Source organism: Streptococcus cristatus ATCC 51100, from assembly GCF_000222765.1.
GTDB classification, from domain to species: Bacteria; Bacillota; Bacilli; order Lactobacillales; family Streptococcaceae; genus Streptococcus; species Streptococcus cristatus.
The window spans coordinates 16,040-35,659 of sequence record NZ_AFUE01000003.1 but is presented as its reverse complement, the minus strand read 5'-3'; the positions used below and the strand labels follow the sequence as shown (position 1 = coordinate 35,659).

The following is a 19,620-nucleotide window of genomic DNA, read 5'->3' as shown; positions in this document are numbered from 1 at the left end:
ATTAGCATCCTGAAATATATTTTCAGGATTTTTTATATAAGGTGAATAATCAAATAAATATTGAAGTTAAAAATGGTCAGAAATTTTGTCTCCAAAGGCATAGAAAAAACCTATATAACATAGCATACATCTTGAAATAAAAACACTCCAAATTTAAACATTTTGGTAAAAAATGATAGAGTAAAAACAGGGGATTATCATTGCTTAAATCGTACTTATATGGTACACTTAGGGGAGTGACAATTTTAAATAATAAGGAGGGTTCCAATACATGGGACAAGACTGGAAGAAAATAGAAAGGCAACGTTTTACAATTCGTAAGACGAGAGCATGGGGTGCATGTTCAGTTTTTCTAGGATCAAGTATTTTCTTTCTAGGAGGGGGAGTTGCAAGTGCGCAAGAAGTTAGTCCTTCTGCACAAGACCAAGCAGCTCAAGTAGCAGAAGCTGCTAGAGTTTCAGATGAAAAAGAGTCTGAGAAACCGGCAACTGAAGCACAAGCCGAACCTGAAAAGAATGCTGCGTCAGCAAATGCAAATGCTCAAGCAACTGAAGCTAAAGATCAAGTTGCGCCTAGCACTGAAGAAGTAGCTAAAGCAGAAGAAGCAGCTGTTTCAAAAGATGAAAATTCAGAAGAAACAAGCGCTCCGAAAGAAGCTAAAGCAGAAGAAAAGGCTGAGCCAAAAGAAGAAAAATCAGAGCCAAAAACAGCAAGTTCTGAAACTAATGCAGCCGCACAACCTAAGCGTTCAGGCACATCAGGATTCAGAAGTGTTAGTGGTACATCAGGATTCCGAAATACTGGTGCTACTCGTCAAGGATCTGACTATACTGTTACTCAAGATGGTAATCTAGCTACAGTTCAAGCTAATGCCTTGAAAACTCAGTTGGATAGAGCAGCATCAGAGAACTTGCCAGTTACACCGAACCAGCTTAGAAATTTTGGAACCGCAACAACTGACGAAGAAAGACGCAGGTTAGAACGTCAAGCAGCGGATCTTCAAAATACTGAAGCTCAGGCAATGAATAGAAAAATCTCTGATTACTTGACGGCTAAACAAAGAGCTCAACAACTAACTGGTCAAGAAGGAAGTTTGCAACAAATTGCTCCTCAAAACCTCGTGTTCTCTGATGAGCCAAATGCAACGGCTAAGATTAGGCTGGCACAAGGAGACTGGTTTGTCAAAGACAGTACCCTCTTATCTCGAAATCAATATGTTCGTGAAGCTTTGGACAGTCGAAGCTACAGTGAGTGGCGAGACGGGACAACGACCCAACCAAATGCAGTCATCACTAGAGCTGATACGAGTCAGCCAGCAGCTGAGCGAATCATCAAGGACCAAACAGACGGTTACTACATGGTTCATACGCAAGTTGGTAGAACCACAACAGTAGAGTACACCTTGCATAACTCATTTGCCGGTGGTCGACCTATTACGAAAGCTATTGCTCGATATACGCCTAAGAAGAGTTCTGCTTATGATGATAGTATGGTAATGGCTATCCATAAAGATCCAACTATGACAGTTTGGAATGGATCCAGCTATGATCGTAAAGGAACTGGTAACCAATTGCATATGGAATGGGAATTCTATTATGCGGATGGCACTAAGGTAGACTTTGGCAGAACACCTGGTGTTGTTTCTTTCGCTTCACGTAACCACCACGGGAATGATATTTACGCTGAAATTTATGGTAATTTGAGCTCAAATATGCAGAATGTACAAATTGTAGGTTCTTCTATCGTTCCACAGGCAAATGGTTGGTACTATGCAAATGGTAAGAATAACTCTTATAAAGGCCAAACTGAATATCAATGGGACCAACAAGGTAATCCAAATGAATTCTGGGGAGCGGGTGCTGCAAAAGTTACAAGTGGTACATCATTGAGCTTTGATATTGCTACCACTAACCCTGGTCAGCACTGGCCACGTCCAATTCGCCAATGGTTCTCATTTAATACCAACGTAAAAGCGAATAACGTCGTAACGAACCCTAATTTGACTTATACTCCTGCAGCATATGTCAATGAAGTTCCAGCACCAGAACCAGAAAAATCTTATGACAGATTTGTTATGGATATTCCACATAATGTCAGAGTCGTAGATTATGAGAATGCCACTCCAGATCAAAAACGCGCCTTCGACAATCAAACTGGTTCTCAGATTGTTTACCAACAAGGTAAAGACGGACAAGTTATTGTTGTAGGACCAAAACCAGAAAACCTAAATGACGTACCGAATCCTAAGTTTACAGCTCAAGAACTTGAGACACTTAAAAATGGTGGAACTGTAAGAGGATTTAAAGGACATAATTACGTTGATCCTGTAGATACCATCATGGTTGTCAAACGTAATGCGGGACCAACTGGACCTAAGGGTGATAAGGGTGCGACAGGTGCAACCGGAGCCACAGGTGCAGCAGGACCAAAAGGTGATAAGGGGGCTACAGGCGCAACAGGCGCAACCGGAGCCACAGGCGCAGCAGGACCAAAAGGTGATAAGGGCGCAACTGGCGCAACCGGAGCCACAGGTGCAGCAGGACCAAAAGGTGATAAAGGTGCAACTGGCGCAACCGGCGCGACCGGAGCTAAAGGCGATAAAGGTGAAACAGGTGCCACAGGCGCAGCAGGACCAAAAGGCGATAAGGGCGCAACCGGCGCAACCGGTGCAACCGGAGCTACAGGCGCAGCAGGACCAAAAGGCGATAAGGGCGCAACCGGCGCAACCGGTGCAACCGGAGCTACAGGCGCAGCAGGACCAAAAGGTGACAAAGGTGAAACAGGTGCCACTGGTGCTACAGGTGCGGCCGGAGCTAAAGGCGATAAAGGTGAAACTGGAGCTACAGGAGCAAAAGGTGAAGATGGCAAGCCATCATTGGCTCAAGTCGTAGACAACAACGACGGTACTCATACTGTTAAAGTTGGACTTGATAAGAACGGCAATGGCCAATTGGATCCAGACGAAGTAACCTCATCTACCATTGTTAAAGATGGTAAGGATGGAAAAGCTGGCGCAACCGGTGCTACTGGTGCCACAGGTGCAACCGGAGCTAAGGGTGATAAAGGTGAAACTGGAGCAACAGGCGCAACTGGTGCCAAAGGTGAAGATGGCAAGCCATCATTGGCTCAAGTCGTAGACAACAACGACGGTACACACACTGTTAAAGTTGGTCTTGATAAGAACGGCAACGGCCAGCTCGATCCAGATGAAGTAACCTCATCTACTATCGTTAAAGACGGAAAAGATGGCAAGTCTCCATTGGCTAAAGTTGTTGATAACAATAACGGCACTCACACTGTTCAAGTCGGTCTTGATAAGAACGGAAATGGTGAGCTTGATCCAGACGAAGTAACATCATCTACAATCATCAAAGATGGTAAGGATGGAAAAGCTGGCGCAACAGGTGCCACAGGAGCTAAGGGTGATAAAGGTGAAACTGGAGCAACAGGCGCAACTGGTGCCAAAGGTGAAGATGGCAAGCCATCATTGGCTCAAGTCGTAGACAACAACGACGGTACACACACTGTTAAAGTTGGTCTTGATAAGAACGGCAACGGCCAGCTCGATCCAGATGAAGTAACCTCATCTACTATCGTTAAAGACGGAAAAGATGGCAAGTCTCCATTGGCTAAAGTTGTTGATAACAATAACGGCACTCACACTGTTCAAGTCGGTCTTGATAAGAACGGAAATGGTGAGCTTGATCCAGACGAAGTAACCTCATCTACAATCATCAAAGATGGTAAGGATGGAAAAGCTGGCGCAACAGGAGCAACAGGAGCCAAAGGAGAAGATGGCAAGCCATCATTAGCCCAAGTTGTCGATAATAACAACGGCACTCACACTGTTAAAGTTGGTCTGGATAAGAACAGCAATGGCCAATTGGATCCAGATGAAGTAACCTCATCTACCATCGTTAAAGACGGTAAGGACGGTAAATCTCCGCTAGCTAAGGTTGTCGATAATAACAATGGCACACACACAGTTCAAGTCGGTTTGGATAAGAATGGCAATGGCCAATTGGATCCAGATGAAGTGACATCTTCTACAATCATCAAAGATGGTAAGGATGGAAAAGCTGGCGTAACCGGTGCCACTGGTGCTACAGGTGCGACCGGAGCTAAAGGCGATAAAGGTGAAACTGGAGCTACAGGAGCAAAAGGAGAAGATGGTAAACCATCATTGGCTCAAGTAGTAGACAACAACGACGGCACTCACACTGTTAAAGTTGGTCTGGATAAGAACGGCAACGGCCAATTGGATCCAGATGAAGTAACCTCATCAACCATCGTTAAAGATGGTAAGGATGGTAAATCTCCACTAGCTAAGGTAGTAGACAACAACAACGGCACCCATACTGTTCAAGTCGGTCTTGATAAGAACGGAAATGGTGAGCTTGATCCAGACGAAGTAACATCATCTACAATCATCAAAGATGGTAAGGATGGAAAAGCTGGTGCAACCGGTGCCACTGGTGCTACAGGCGCAACCGGAGCTAAAGGCGATAAAGGTGAAACTGGTGCTACAGGCGCGACCGGAGCTAAGGGCGACAAAGGAGAAGATGGCAAGCCATCATTAGCCCAAGTTGTCGATAATAACAACGGCACTCACACTGTTAAAGTTGGCCTTGATAAGAACGGCAATGGCCAATTGGATCCAGATGAAGTAACCTCATCTACCATCGTTAAAGACGGTAAGGACGGTAAATCTCCGCTAGCTAAGGTTGTCGATAATAACAATGGCACACACACAGTTCAAGTCGGTCTTGATAAGAACGGAAATGGTGAGCTTGATCCAGACGAAGTAACATCATCTACAATCATCAAAGATGGTAAGGATGGAAAAGCTGGCGCGACCGGAGCTACAGGCGCGACCGGAGCCAAAGGCGATAAAGGTGAAACTGGAGCTACAGGAGCAAAAGGAGAAGATGGTAAACCATCATTGGCTCAAGTAGTAGACAACAACGACGGCACGCACACTGTTAAAGTTGGTCTTGATAAGAACGGCAACGGCCAATTGGATCCAGACGAAGTAACCTCATCTACCATTGTTAAAGATGGTAAGGATGGGAAATCTCCACTAGCTAAGGTTGTTGATAACAACAATGGCACCCATACTGTTCAAGTCGGACTCGATAAGAACAACAATGGTCAGCTTGATCCAGATGAAGTGACATCTTCTACAGTCATTAAAGATGGAAAAGCTGGTGCAACTGGAGCTACAGGTGCTACCGGTGCAACAGGAGCTAAGGGCTATAAAGGTGAAACTGGAGCAACAGGTGCGACTGGAGCAAAAGGAGAAGATGGTAAACCATCATTGGCTCAAGTAGTAGACAACAACGACGGCACTCACACTGTTAAAGTTGGTCTGGATAAGAACGGCAACGGCCAATTGGATCCAGACGAAGTAACCTCATCTACCATTGTTAAAGATGGTAAGGATGGAAAAGCTGGCGCAACTGGGGCTACAGGCGCGACCGGAGCCAAAGGCGATAAAGGTGAAACTGGAGCTACAGGAGCAAAAGGAGAAGATGGTAAACCATCATTGGCTCAAGTAGTAGACAACAACGACGGCACTCACACTGTTAAAGTTGGTCTGGATAAGAACGGCAATGGTCAGTTGGATTCAGATGAAGTAACCTCATCAACCATTGTTAAAGACGGTAAGGATGGCAAATCTCCACTAGCTAAGGTTGTAGACAACAACAACGGCACCCATACTGTTCAAGTCGGACTCGATAAGAACAATAACGGCCAGTTGGATCCAGATGAAGTAACATCTTCAACTATCGTCAAAGATGGAAAAGCTGGCGCAACCGGTGCGACCGGCGCGACTGGAGCTAAAGGAGAAGATGGTAAGCCATCATTGGCTCAAGTCGTAGACAACAACGACGGCACACATACTGTTAAAGTTGGACTTGATAAGAACGGCAATGGTCAGTTGGATCCAGACGAAGTAACCTCATCTACCATTGTTAAAGATGGTAAGGATGGTAAATCTCCATTAGCTGAAGTAGTTAACAACAACGACGGTACTCATACTGTTAAAGTTGGTCTTGATAAGAATGGTGATGGTAAGCTTGATCCAAGTGAAGTAACTTCAACAACAATCGTCAAAGATGGCGTAACTGGTGCAACAGGTGCAACAGGAGCTAAGGGTGAAGATGGTAAATCATCATTAACTGAAGTAGTTAACAACAACGACGGTACTCATACTGTTAAAGTTGGAATCGATAAGAATGGCGATGGCAAACTTGATCCAAGTGAAGTAACTTCAACGACTATCGTTAAAGACGGTGCAACTGGTGCTACAGGCGCAACCGGAGCGGATGGCAAGCCATCATTGGCCAAGGTTGTAGACAATAACGATGGCACTCACACTGTTCAAGTCGGACTTGATAAGAACGGCAACGGTCAGTTGGATTCAGACGAAGTAACCTCATCTACCATCGTTAAAGACGGTAAGGATGGTAAATCTCCATTAGCTGAAGTAGTTAACAACAACGACGGTACTCATACTGTTAAAGTTGGTCTTGATAAGAATGGCAACGGTCAGTTGGATTCAGATGAAGTAACATCTTCAACCATCGTCAAAGATGGTAAGGATGGCAAAGCAGGAGCAACTGGCGCCACCGGAGCTAAGGGTGAAGATGGTAAATCATCATTAACTGAAGTAGTTAACAACAACGATGGTACGCATACTGTTAAAGTTGGTCTTGATAAGAATGGTGATGGTAAGCTTGATCCAAGCGAAGTAACTTCAACAACTATCGTGAAAGACGGCGTAACTGGTGCTACCGGTGCTACAGGCGCAACCGGAGCGGATGGCAAGCCATCATTGGCTAAGGTTGTAGACAACAACGATGGCACTCATACTGTTCAAGTCGGACTTGATAAGAACGGCGACGGTAAGCTTGATCCAAGTGAAGTAACGTCAACGACTATCGTGAAAGATGGCGCAACTGGTGCTACAGGCGCAACTGGAGCTAAGGGTGAAGATGGCAAGCCATCATTGGCTAAGGTTGTAGACAACAACGATGGCACTCATACTGTTCAAGTCGGACTTGATAAGAACGGCAACGGTCAGTTGGATTCAGACGAAGTGACCTCATCTACCATCGTTAAAGACGGTAAGGATGGTAAATCTCCATTAGCTGAAGTAGTTAACAACAACGACGGTACGCATACTGTTAAAGTTGGTCTTGATAAGAACGGCGACGGTAAACTTGATCCAAGTGAAGTAACTTCAACGACTATCGTTAAAGACGGCGCAACTGGTGCTACAGGAGCGACCGGAGCTAAAGGCGATAAAGGTGAAGATGGTAAATCATCATTAACTGAAGTAGTTGATAACCACGACGGTACGCATACTGTTAAGGTCGGACTTGATAAGAATGGCGATGGTAAACTTGATTCAAGTGAAGTAACGTCAACAACTATCGTTAAAGACGGCGCAACTGGAGCTACAGGAGCGACCGGAGCCAAGGGTGAAGATGGTAAATCATCATTAACTGAGGTAGTTAACAACAACGACGGTACGCATACTGTTAAAGTTGGTCTTGATAAGAATGGTGATGGTAAACTTGATCCAAGTGAAGTAACGTCAACGACTATCGTTAAAGACGGTGCAACAGGAGCGGATGGTAAACCATCATTGGCTAAGGTTGTAGACAATAACGATGGCACTCACACTGTTCAAGTCGGACTTGATAAGAACGGCAACGGTCAGCTTGATCCAGACGAAGTGACATCTTCAACTATCATCAAAGATGGTAAGGATGGCAAAGCTGGGGCAACAGGTGCCACAGGAGCTAAGGGTGAAGATGGTAAATCATCATTAACTGAAGTAGTTAACAACAACGATGGTACGCACACTGTTAAGGTCGGTCTCGATAAGAACGGCGACGGTAAGCTTGATCCAAGTGAAGTAACTTCAACGACTATCGTGAAAGATGGCGCAACTGGTGCTACAGGAGCGACAGGTGCAACTGGTGCAGATGGAAAAGATGGTAAATCATCATTAACTGAAGTAGTTAACAACAACGACGGTACTCATACTGTTAAAGTTGGACTCGATAAGAACGGTGACGGTAAACTTGATCCAAGCGAAGTGACTTCAACAACTATCGTGAAAGACGGTAAAGATGGTAAGACACCATTAGCAGAAGTAGTTGACAACCAAAATGGAACACACACCATTAAGATTGGTTTTGATACAAATGGTAATGGTAAGCTTGATCCAGATGAAGTAACCTCTGCTACAATCGTTAAAGATGGAAAAGACGGTAAAGATGGCAAGGACGGCAAAGACGGTAAAGATGGTCAAAGCTCACTTGTAACGCTCGTTGAAAATGAAGATGGTAGTGTTACTATTCTTGTTGGAATTGATAAGAATAACAATGGTAAGGTTGATTCTGATGAAGTAACATCTTCTACAATTATCAGAAATGGTAAAGATGGTAAGGACGGCAAAGACGGAAAAGATGGTAAAGATGGTAAGGACGGTAAGGACGGTAAAGATGGCAAGGGTGTAACCGGTCCAACCGGCCCAACCGGCCCAACCGGTCCAACCGGTCCTACAGGTCCAACCGGCCCTACAGGTCCAACCGGCCCTACAGGTCCAACCGGCCCTACAGGTCCTACAGGTCCAACTGGTCCTACAGGTCCAACTGGTCCTACAGGTCCAACCGGCCCTACAGGTCCAACCGGCCCAACCGGCCCAACCGGTCCAACTGGTCCTACAGGTCCAACTGGTCCAACCGGCCCAACCGGTCCAACTGGTCCTACAGGTCCAACCGGTCCTACAGGCCCAACTGGTCCAACCGGTCCTACAGGTCCAACTGGCCCTACTAATCCAATAAAACCAGTAGTTCCAACAGCTCCAACAGTTCCAGCTAAGCCAACAAAACCTGCAGGAACAACCAAAGTAGTAGCTAAGTCAGGAACCCTTCCTAAGACTGGTGATAATAGCAACCATGAAGTAGGTCTGGTAGGCGCAGGACTTCTATCAGCTGCACTTCTAGCTGCCTTAGGTGTTTCTAAGCGAAAAGAAGAAGAACTCTAAGATATTCTATTTATAAAATTTAAGCAATATCAAGTTTAGAGTAAAACAGAGGCTATTAGGATTATTAAAATTCTACTAGCCTCTAGTTTTGTTGTATTAATGTTTTGGAGGAATTGAATGTCATCAATTGTATTGAATATGATTGTAAAAAATGAAGCCCATATAATTTTGGAAACACTCCAAAATTTGGTCAATTCAATCACATTTGACTACTGGGTCATTTCTGACACTGGCTCCACAGATGGAACGGAAAACCTTATCTTGAACTTTTTTAGTGAGGTGGGAATTCCAGGAGAATTGCACAAAGATGAATGGCAAAACTTTGCACATAATAGAAATTTAGCCCTAAATTATGCAAGAGGAAAGGGAGACTATATTCTAATCTTTGATGCAGATGATTTCGTTGAAGGTAGTTTAAAAATTTCTACTGATCTTGAAGCAGATGCCTATTATCTCAATTTTTCAGATGAGAGTGGAGTTCTTTCATTTCGTCGTGTAGCTCTTGTTAAAAATAATCCAGAAATTTATTGGCGAGGAGTTGTGCATGAATTTATTGAATTGCCTGAAGGTGCCAGTTATGGAAATCTTGTAGGACCTTATTCAGTCATTGCAAGAACAAGAGGTGCACGAAGTCTAGATGATGATAAATATTATCATGATGCAACTGTACTTGCAAATGCTGTTTATAATAATCAAGACCCTGATTTAGAGCCTAGATATACCTTTTATTGTGCGAGATCTTATCGTGATGCAGGTTTATACCAGGAGGCCTTGTCTTGGTTCAAAAAACGTGCAGTTATGACGGATGGATGGTCAGAGGAAGCTTATTATTCGTGTCTAGAAATAGCACAAATTTATGAAAATGAAGGGAAAGCTCTTGAAGGACGAGAGTATTTGGAAAAAGCTATCCAGATTAACCCTAATCGCGCTGAAGCATGGTCTCAATTAGCTAAATTATATAGAGAGGCAGGGCAGCATCACATTGCTTTTGCTTATGCTTATATGGCCAAGGATTTAGAATTGAATCCAGATAGCCTTTTCAGCTGGAATAGGGTTTATGACTATTGGATTCCATTTGAATTGTTAGAAAATGGTGTCAAAATAGGGAATTTTGAAGTTGCCTACCAAGGCTTCAGAGCTTTAATTCTGGCAGGTCAGGCCGATACTTATAAGAACTATTATGAATACTTACCTCAGTTCGAACAGTATCTAGATAATGAGATTATTGAGAAGATTATAGAAGTCATTAACGGTACAGAAGCTTAATTGAATCTGTCAATACAGTTTTTGTCGAGTATAACGGCCTGATACATGCCAAACTTTGGAGAGGACCAATTGGTCTTCTCCTTTTTTGCTCTTGGAGCAGTTGGTATTAGCTTGGCTCTTAGTTTTTAAAGTCATAAAAAAACAGAAATTCGTTATGAATTTCTGTTTTTTATTTATTCTTGATAAGAGACGATGCCAATGATGGTATCGACAGCGCGTTCCATGGTTTCTAGGCTGACATATTCGAAGCGGCCGTGCATGTTTTCGCCGCCGGCAAAGAGGTTAGGTGTCGGAATGCCCATAAAGGAAATTTTAGAGCCATCAGTTCCGCCACGGATAGGCTCGATGACAGGCTGGATGTCCAGACTTTCCATGACTGCTTTGGCGATATGGATAGGTGTCATGTCTTTTTCTATGACCTGCTTCATGTTGTAATACTGGTCTTTAAGGGTCAAAATAACACGCTCGCTGCCTAGCTCTTGGTTCATCTTATCAGCGATAGCCTGCATAGCAGCTTTGCGATTTTCAAAAGCCTCTGTCTCAAAGTCACGAATAATGTAGCTGGCTTGAGCTTCTTCGACAGTACCGGTCAAGTTCATCAGGTGGTAGAAGCCTTGGTAGCCATCGGTCTTCTCTGGTCGGTCGTCTTCTGGCAGCTGGTTGTGGAAGTCAATAGCCAGCTGAAGTGCATTGACCATCTGGTCCTTAGCAGTTCCTGGATGGACATTGCGACCTTGGAAGGTCAATTCTGCGCCAGCAGCGCTAAAGGTTTCGTACTGGAGCTCACCTAGAGGTCCGCCATCCACTGTGTAGGCAAAGTCCACATCGAAGTCTTCCGCGTCAAACTTATCAGCTCCGATACCGATTTCCTCGTCTGGACCAAAGCCCACTCGGATTTCTCCATGCTTGATCTCTGGGTGGGCAGACAGGTATTCGATAGCAGTCATGATTTCAGCAATACCTGACTTGTCGTCTGCTCCCAAAAGGGTTGTTCCGTCAGTCGTAATCAGAGTTTGGCCCTTGTATTTATGGAGACTGGCGAAGTCTGCAGGATCTAAGTTAAAGCCAGATTGCCCAAGCGGAATCACACCGCCGTCATAATTTTCAATGACCTGTGGCTGGATGTTTTCTGCGTTGAAATCCGCCGTATCCATGTGGGAAATAAAGCCAATCTTGCGGGTAAAGCTAGGATCGTTGGCTGGCAGAGTCCCAATTGCAAATCCGTTGGGCAGGTAGTAGACATTTTCCAAGCCAACCCGTTTCATTTCAGGGATAAGGATATTATTAGCAAAGTCCACCTGACTCTGGGTACTGGGTGTAGTAGTAGACGTTTCGTCTGAGCGTGTGTTAACTTTGACATAGGTCAGGAAACGATCTAAAAGATTAGGGTATTTCATAAAAGCTCCTTGTTTTCATAGATTAAGTCTATTTTATCACAATCTTGAACAAAAGACACCCGTAAGTCACCATTTCACTAGTTGAAAAGGCTTGGAAGATGGTCATAATGAAAATAGGTGAAAATAAGCCTTATAAACTTAAAGAATAGGATTTTTTGCAAGACTATGAATATAAAATGATTGAGAAAAGGCGGTGGCCAATATGCTAGAAGCGCATGTTAAAGGAAATTTTGTGATATAATAAAAAGCAGAAAATCAATATAGTAAATAAGAGGTAGTGCCATGATTTATGAATTTTGTGCGGAGAATATCACCTTGCTAGACAAGGCTTTAGAAGCTGGAGCGAAGCGGGTTGAACTGTGTGATAACCTAACAGTTGGTGGAACAACGCCTAGCTACGGTGTCATCGAGGCTGCAGTACGAATGGTCAAGCCTTATGATGCGACTGTGATGACCATGATTCGTCCTCGTGGTGGGAATTTTGTTTATTCAGATTTGGAAATCGAGATAATGCTTTCGGACATTCAGAAGGCACGTGAGGCAGGGAGCCATGGCCTCGTTTTTGGTGTTTTAGCGGAAAATAACGAGATCGATTATCCTAAGATGGAGCGACTGCTTGAGGCAGCTCAGGGACTGGATGTGGTCTTCCATATGGCTTTTGATGCTATTCCTGCTGAGTATCAGTTCGGAGAGTTAGACTGGCTGGTTGAACACGGTGTTAAGCGGATCTTGACTCATGGTGGGCCAGCGTCAGAGTCCATTCTAGAGCATTTGGCTTGGCTGGATGAGTTGGTTGAGCATGCGGCAGGGCGGATAGAGATTTTACCTGGTGGTGGAATTAATCTAGAAAATCGTGACGAGATTGTTGACGCTCTAGGTGTTGATCAATTGCATGGCACCAAAGTAGTATTTTAGCAGGAAAGCTCATGCTGGATTTATTTGAAAAATACAGGCTGAAGGAAGAAAGTTTGCTGGATTATGGCTTTGTCAGGTCTGGTGCAGAATACAGATATTCGACTAAGATTATGGCTGGCGACTTCCAGATAGATGTGCTGATTTCTGATGGAAAGCTGGATTTTCAGGTGCTTGATTTAGATACAGGTGACGAATACCGGCAAGTCAAGATGGAAAATATGGCTGGAGAGTTTGTCGGACAAGTCAGGGCGGCCTGTCAGGAGGTTTTGCTGGATATTCGGCAGCATTGCTTTGAGGAAGTAGGTTTTCTTTATGAGCAAAGTCAGCGACTGAGTAGCTATGTGGCGACTACTTATCAGGGGCAGTTGGAGTATCTTTGGGAAAATTCTTCTCGCAAAGGCTCTAATAGAGCCGCTGTTTTTCGCCATCAGGATAGCAAGAAATGGTACGGAGCTTTTTTGACGACAGATTGGTCTAAGTTTGAAAAGGAGCGCAATGGTGCGATCGAGGTTCTCAATGTCAAGAGTGACCGAGTTGCGGAACTTATTCAGCAAAAGGGAATTTATCCCGCCTTTCATATGAATAAAAAATACTGGCTCAGCCTGCCCTTAGATGGAACCTTGCCCGACCAGCAACTTTTTGATTTGTTGGACACCAGCTTTGTCCTGACTAAGAAAAGATGAGCATAGTTTGCCTGAGTTTCATTTTTAGATGAAATAGCGTATAATAGAGATAGTGAGAAACGGACAGTCGGATTAAGGGCTGTCCGTCCTTTGTTTGGAATGAGGAAACAAAATGAATCTTATCAGAAAACTGGACTGGTTTTTTAAATTGGAGAAGCGGCGTTATATGATCGGCATTTTGGCCTTGTCTCTGGTCAGTGTTTTTAATCTGATTCCTCCACGAGTCATTGGGCAGGTCATAGACAGGATTGCTAGGCAGAGTCTGACCACTGAAGAACTTATTTATAATCTTCTTCTTTTGATTTTGTCTGCTTTTATCATGTATGGTTTGCGGTATGTCTGGCGGCTCTATATCTTTGGCACGGCCAATAATCTGGGACGCATCTTACGCTTTCGGCTTTTTGAGCATTTTACGCGGATGTCGCCAAGTTTTTATCAAAAATACCGAACGGGTGACCTCATGGCCCATGCGACCAATGATATCAATGCGGTGGTTAGCGTGGCTGGCGGTGGTGTTATGTCAGCGGTAGATGCTTCTATTACGGCCTTGGTGACCCTCATCACCATGTTTTTGCTCTTGGACTGGCGACTGACCCTGATTGCTATTCTTCCTCTGCCCTTTCTGTCTTGGGGGACCAGCTTGATTGGTCGGAAGAATCACGAGAGCTTTAAAGCGGCTCAGGAGGCTTTTTCAGATCTCAACAATAAAGTTCAGGAAAGCGTGGCGGGAATTAAAGTGACCAAGTCTTTCGGCTATCAGAATGCAGAGACTCAGTCCTTTGCAGCTATCAACCAAGAAGTCTACCAAAAGAACATCTTGGCTGCTAAGTACAATTCCCTGTTTGACCCGATGGTGCTAATTTTTGTCGGCTTATCCTATGTTCTGACCCTGATTTTTGGGGGAATATTTATCTCTCAAGGTCAATTTACAGTCGGTGAGCTGGTTACTTTTATGACTTATCTGGATATGCTGGTTTGGCCACTGCAAGCGATGGGTTATCTAGTGAATATCAGCCAGCGGGGAGCCGTTTCCTATGAACGGATTGAGAGCTTGCTGGCTGAGGAGTCGGATGTAGAGGAAGCCCAGCAGCCACTTGCTAGTATTCAAAATGGCCGACTGGACTATGAGATAGATTACTTTGCTTATGAGAACGAAGTGACTTTGAAGGATATTCACTTTACATTAGAAAAAGGGCAGACCTTGGGGATTGTCGGGCCGACTGGATCTGGAAAGACCACCTTGCTGCGTCTCTTGCTACGGGAGCAGGATATTCAAGAAGGAGCAATTTATCTGAGTGGCCACGATATCCGAGAGTATGCTCTCAAGGATCTGCGAGGTCTGATTGGTTATGTGCCTCAGGATCAGATAATCTTTGCCCTGTCCATTCGGGACAATATCCGCTTTGCCAATCCAGAACTATCAGAAGAGCAAGTCATCCGAGCAGCCCAGCTGTGTGGTGTTTATGAAGATATTAAGGCTATGCCGAATGGTTTGGATACGCTACTTGGAGAGCGGGGCGTCTCGCTTTCTGGTGGTCAAAAGCAGCGTTTGGCTATGAGCAGAGCCCTCATCACCAACCCAGAAATTTTGATTTTGGATGATTCCTTGTCAGCAGTGGATGCCAAGACCGAGCATGTGATTTTAGAAAATCTCAAGCAGGAACGAGCTGGTAAGACGACCATTATCACTGCCCATCGTCTGTCAGCCATTGTCCATGCAGATTTGATCCTAGTGCTGGAGAATGGCCGTATTAAGGAACGAGGTAGCCACCAAGAACTTCTAGAAGCACAGGGTTGGTATGCTCAAACCTATCAAAATCAGCAATTATATGAACGCTTTGAGGAGGAGTCTGTAAAATGACAAAACAATCAACTTTTAGACGCCTCCTAGGCTATATGTGGCGCTACAAATGGATTAGCCTGCTGGCTCTAGCTTTTATTTTCGCAACGACTCTGGTGACAACTGCCTTACCGCTTTTAGCTCGGTTTTATATTGACCAGTTTGTCAGCCGAGAGGCAGCGACAAATGGGCTCTATCTGCTGGGAATTTACTATGGCCTCTTTCTTTTGCGAGTGCTCCTTACTTTTCTGGGGCAGTATGCTTTTGCACGAGTGGCTTATAGCATTGTCCGTGATCTTCGGCAGGAAACTTTTGCGAATATGCAGCAATTAGGGATGGTGTATTTTGATCAGACTGCAGCAGGGGCTATCGTTTCTCGCTTGACCAACGATACCCAGTCAGTGGCTGATATGTTTAGCAGTATTTTTTCAAACTTCCTCAGCTCCATGCTTATCTTGGTGGTGACAATTGCAACTATGCTGGCTCTGAATTGGCGGCTGACTCTACTGATTGTCCTCTTTTTGCCTGTCATGCTTGGCTCGATTATCCTGTATCAGCGCCTGTCCAATTGCTTGCTCAAGCAAGTTCGAGCTAAACTAAGCGACCTCAATGTCAAACTTTCTGAGAGCATTGAAGGGATGCGGATCATTCAAGCTTTTAGTCAGGAAAAGCGGCTAATCGAAGAATTTGAAGCAATCAATGGAGAACACCTAGACTTTAGCAATCGCTATCTGAATGTGAACAGCCTCTTTCTGCGCCCAGCTATGTCCTTGCTGAAAATCTTGGCTTATGCTCTTATTCTGACTTATTTTGGCTTGAGCTGGCAAGTAGCTGGAGTGACTGCTGGTGTCATGTATGCTTTTATCCAGTATGTCAATCAGCTTTTCAATCCCCTGATTGATGTCATGCAAAATTACTCTGTTCTTCAGACATCCATGGTGGCTGCGGAGCGCGTTTTTGAACTCATGGATCGTCGAGACTTTGAGCCTGAGCAAGCAGAAGAGGGACCTGAGATTCAGGCAGGAAATATTGACTTTCAGCACGTGACCTTCTCCTATGACGGAAAGCGGGAGATTCTAAAGGACATTTCCTTTAGCGTTAAGCAAGGTGAGACGATTGCCTTTGTCGGGTCAACGGGTTCGGGAAAATCTTCTATTATCAATCTTTTCCTGCGCTTTTATGAATTTGAAAAAGGTAGGATTCTTATCGATGGCAGAGACATCAAAGACTATAGTCAAGCAGAGTTACGCCGCAATATCGGTCTTGTATTGCAGGATCCCTTTCTCTACCACGGCAGTATTTCCTCCAATATCTGCATGTATCAGGAGAGTCTGTCACAAGCAGAGGTCGAAGAAGCAGCTCGCTTTGTTGATGTCCATGACTTTATCAGCCAACTACCTCAGGGATATGATAATCCGGTTACTGAGCGCGGCTCCACCTTCTCTAGTGGCCAACGACAGCTTTTGGCTTTTGCCAGAACCATCGCAACCAAGCCTAAAATCTTGATTTTGGACGAAGCCACTGCCAATATCGATTCAGAAACTGAGGAGCTGATCCAGCATTCCCTCCGGAAAATGCGGCAGGGTCGAACCACTATTGCCATTGCCCATCGGTTATCTACGATTCAGGATGCCAATTGCATCTACGTTTTAGATAAAGGGCGCATCATTGAGTCTGGTAGCCACGAAGAGCTTCTAGCACAAAACGGGACCTATAAGAAAATGTATCAGCTGCAGGCTGGGATGATGGATGCCTGATAAACAAGGAGAAATTCAAACAAAAGTTGTAGGACAATATGCCTACAACTTTTTTAGATAGTCTTTCAATTTTTCCAGATTTTCTTTCAAATCATCAAACCGTATCTTAGCATAGTGGTAGGGGCAAGTCTGAATGTAGCTGCTTTCAAAAAAGTCCAGCGGCAGCTTGCTATGTTTGAGGGAGCTGACTGATGCGAGGGATTGAAGGTCAAAAATCACGCCATCGGTTGTCAACTGGTGGGGTAGAGGGAAATGAAGGTCGTCCAAGAGGAATTGTGCCTTATTCTTTTCAACTTCCAGTTGGTTCAATAATGCCAGACGATTTTTTTCAAACATCAGATTGTCAATATAGAGGGAAAGAGCCTTTTGCATGATGAGGTTACTGTCGTAGTCAACCGCTATTTTATAGGATAGAAAGGTTTCTCGAATCTGAGGTGGAAGGGCCAAGGCTGTAATGCGCAGGGCGGGAAAAAGGCTGGTGGAAAAAGACTTGATATAGAGAACATGCTGGCTGTCATCTAGATAGTAAAAAGGCAGTTCTCGCTTGCTATCAAAGTCGGCCAGATAGTCGTCTTCAACGATATAGACATCATAACGCTCAGCAAGGGCAAGGATTTCTTCCTTTTCCTGACGGCTGTAGGAATGTCCTAGTGGATAGTGGAAACGGGGAATCGTATAGAAAAACTTGATTTGTCCTGTTTGAAAAATCCTCTCTAACTCGTTTAGGTCAATCCCAGTTGGTTTACGATCAATGGTCTCATAAGGTAGTTTCTGGTTTAGCAATAAGTCGTTGATCCGATGGTAGGTGGGCTGCTCCACCAGAATGGTCTCTTTGCTATTAGGAAAGTCGATCTGAGAGAGAATGTAGAGGGCTTGTTGGGTACCGGAAGTCAGAATCAGATTATCTGCAGAAGTGTAGACCGCCGAGTCCAAGAGCAAGCACTGGACTGACTGTCGCAACTCCTCCAGTCCTTCTTGTTGGGAATAGTAGTTGAAAAGATAGTTTTCTCTACCAATCAGCGTTTCATTGACACAAAGGCGGAAGTCTTCATAGGCTTGATGGCGGTCGTCTGTCACAGCCAGCTCGATATCTTCCTTTTTATTTTGGTCATTTTCCAAGACATAGTAGCCGCTCTTAGGCACAGCATAGATGTACTCCTGATAACGAAGTTCAATCAGAGCCTTCTGAGCAGTATCCTTGCTGCAACGGTAGCGGTCTGCCAGCTTGCGGACGGAGGGAATCTTTTGTCCCCTAGTAAGTCTTCCCTTGTCAATGTCCCTAATAATTTTATCCATGATGATTTGGTATTTAGCTTTTGCTGCCATTCTGTCCCCCTACAGATTTCTTTCTCTTATTTTACCTTATTTCTAGGAAGTTGACAAAGTTTCTTGTTCATTTAAAATATAAAAACCAGCCTTGAATTTTCTTCAAAACTGGTTCAATCTAGAATATTATCCTTGTGCCTATTCTTGCAGAAAGCCCAGTGTAGCTAAGGCTTCCTCGATATAGTCTAAGTCCTGCTGAGAATCTGCCTCGATTAAATGGTAATGAATTCCATTTGTTAGCTCGGATAATGCACGAAAATCGCTCTCTGAAATTTGCTTTAAAAATTGTTGTACATCGCGGCGGCAGGTCAATTTCAGATAGGTCTGGATTTCCCCATAGACAGGATGCTCAATCATGATATTTTGCACTCGTCCGCCATTATCAACAATGGCCAAAAGTTCTGCTTCGATATCATCCGCTATGTGCTTGAGTTTAAAAAGTCTGTGAAAATGAGTGGGCTGATTGCTTTCTTTATAGAGATAGCCCCTATTGGTACTGATAATGGGAGTGCCATCGGCTCGCAGTAGGGCAATATCCTGAACGATAATCTGACGAGTGACATGAAATTGTTCCGCCAAAAATTGTCCATTTAAAGGTTGCCGAGCTTCTTTTAAAAGCTCTAATAAATCATTTCTTCGTTTTTTTGTCATAACTTCATTGTAAATCAAATCTCTAGAAGATTCAAGATTTAACGAATCTTTTTCAGAGCCTGATAGACAATTTTTGCAATGACAAAGTCAACCATACTGTGAATGATTGTTCCAAATCCAACTAAACCAAAGAGGATATAGAAGGCATTAGCCGGATAGGCTGTTGTCGTGTAAAAGAGAATGCAGACCACTACCTCACCAAAGGCATGAATCAGGGCCAGCACGAAATTAAAGATCCAAGTCGTTTTCTGATTGTCCAATATGTCAGGATGCTTTTGCAGGTAAAGAGCTCCGATAGTACCGAAGAGTAGGTGAGACAGGGCTCTCAGGGTGATGATGAAAGGAAGACCGGACATGAAAAATCCGATGGTAGAGCCGAGAACGACAATCACTGTCATGAGTGGTGAGATGAACATGGCCAGAAAGATTGCAACGTGGCTGGCTAAAGTGAAGGAAGCAGGCGGAATGACAATCTTAATCGGCATGACTAGCGGGATAACGATGGCTAGGGCAGTCAAGAAAGCGGTCAGTGTCATAAACTGATTTTTGGATGTTGGTTTCATAATAAACTCCTTTTAACTTCTGTATATACACTAGAATGGTACATTGTTTTGACACAAAAGTCAAGAAAGTTTTTTAAAAACAAGTGATTTTCTTTGTCCATTTGTCAAATAAGATAAAATATCGTATAATAAGACGGTAAAATATGGCTGTCACTCAG

General features: G+C 44.1%; 10 protein-coding genes. 6 read left to right on the top strand and 4 right to left on the bottom strand.

All coding sequences use genetic code 11. The features are described 5' to 3' along the window. The first annotated feature begins 271 nt into the window (after positions 1 to 271). Positions 272 to 9,064 (top strand): collagen-flanked surface repeat-containing protein, encoded by an 8,793-nt coding sequence (locus HMPREF9960_RS10905; protein ID WP_005592026.1) that lies wholly within the window; start codon positions 272 to 274, stop codon positions 9,062 to 9,064. 117 nt (positions 9,065 to 9,181) lie between these two features. Further along, positions 9,182 to 10,330 carry a glycosyltransferase gene (locus HMPREF9960_RS01515; protein ID WP_005590182.1) on the top strand — a complete coding sequence of 383 codons (1,149 nt, stop codon included), beginning with the start codon at positions 9,182 to 9,184 and terminating at the stop codon, positions 10,328 to 10,330. A gap of 173 nt (positions 10,331 to 10,503) precedes the next feature. Here HMPREF9960_RS01515 and pepT read toward each other — a convergent pair whose 3' ends face one another. After that, positions 10,504 to 11,727 carry a peptidase T gene (gene pepT, locus HMPREF9960_RS01510; protein ID WP_005590184.1) on the bottom strand — a complete coding sequence of 408 codons (1,224 nt, stop codon included), beginning with the start codon at positions 11,725 to 11,727 and terminating at the stop codon, positions 10,504 to 10,506. 282 nt (positions 11,728 to 12,009) lie between these two features. Between pepT and HMPREF9960_RS01505 the strand changes: the two genes are divergently transcribed. The 4 genes from HMPREF9960_RS01505 to HMPREF9960_RS01490 all read left to right on the top strand — a co-directional run bounded on the left by HMPREF9960_RS01505 (position 12,010) and on the right by HMPREF9960_RS01490 (position 16,922). After that, entirely contained in the window at positions 12,010 to 12,642 is a 633-nt protein-coding gene (locus HMPREF9960_RS01505; protein WP_005590186.1) for a copper homeostasis protein CutC, read from the top strand. 11 nt (positions 12,643 to 12,653) lie between these two features. Next, a complete protein-coding gene (locus HMPREF9960_RS01500) occupies positions 12,654 to 13,325 on the top strand; it encodes an MmcQ/YjbR family DNA-binding protein (RefSeq protein ID WP_005590187.1) in 672 nt (223 codons plus the stop codon). A gap of 112 nt (positions 13,326 to 13,437) precedes the next feature. Beyond that, positions 13,438 to 15,186, top strand: coding sequence for an ABC transporter ATP-binding protein (locus HMPREF9960_RS01495; protein ID WP_005590189.1), 1,749 nt, complete (start codon positions 13,438 to 13,440; stop codon positions 15,184 to 15,186). Beyond that, positions 15,183 to 16,922, top strand: coding sequence for an ABC transporter ATP-binding protein (locus HMPREF9960_RS01490; RefSeq protein ID WP_005590191.1), 1,740 nt, complete (start codon positions 15,183 to 15,185; stop codon positions 16,920 to 16,922). Before HMPREF9960_RS01495 ends, HMPREF9960_RS01490 begins: the two co-directional genes overlap by 4 nt. 42 nt (positions 16,923 to 16,964) lie before the next feature. Here the strand turns inward: HMPREF9960_RS01490 and HMPREF9960_RS01485 are convergent, their stop codons facing one another. From HMPREF9960_RS01485 to HMPREF9960_RS01475, 3 genes are all read right to left on the bottom strand, one after another. Further along, positions 16,965 to 18,248: an aminotransferase-like domain-containing protein gene (locus HMPREF9960_RS01485; protein ID WP_005592020.1), complete on the bottom strand. Its 1,284-nt coding sequence runs from the start codon at positions 18,246 to 18,248 to the stop codon at positions 16,965 to 16,967. A 138-nt stretch (positions 18,249 to 18,386) separates the two neighbouring features. After that, entirely contained in the window at positions 18,387 to 18,899 is a 513-nt protein-coding gene (locus HMPREF9960_RS01480) for a transcription repressor NadR (RefSeq protein WP_005592025.1), read from the bottom strand. 38 nt (positions 18,900 to 18,937) lie between these two features. After that, positions 18,938 to 19,462 (bottom strand): ECF transporter S component, encoded by a 525-nt coding sequence (locus HMPREF9960_RS01475; protein WP_005590196.1) that lies wholly within the window; start codon positions 19,460 to 19,462, stop codon positions 18,938 to 18,940. Positions 19,463 to 19,620 lie beyond the last annotated feature (158 nt).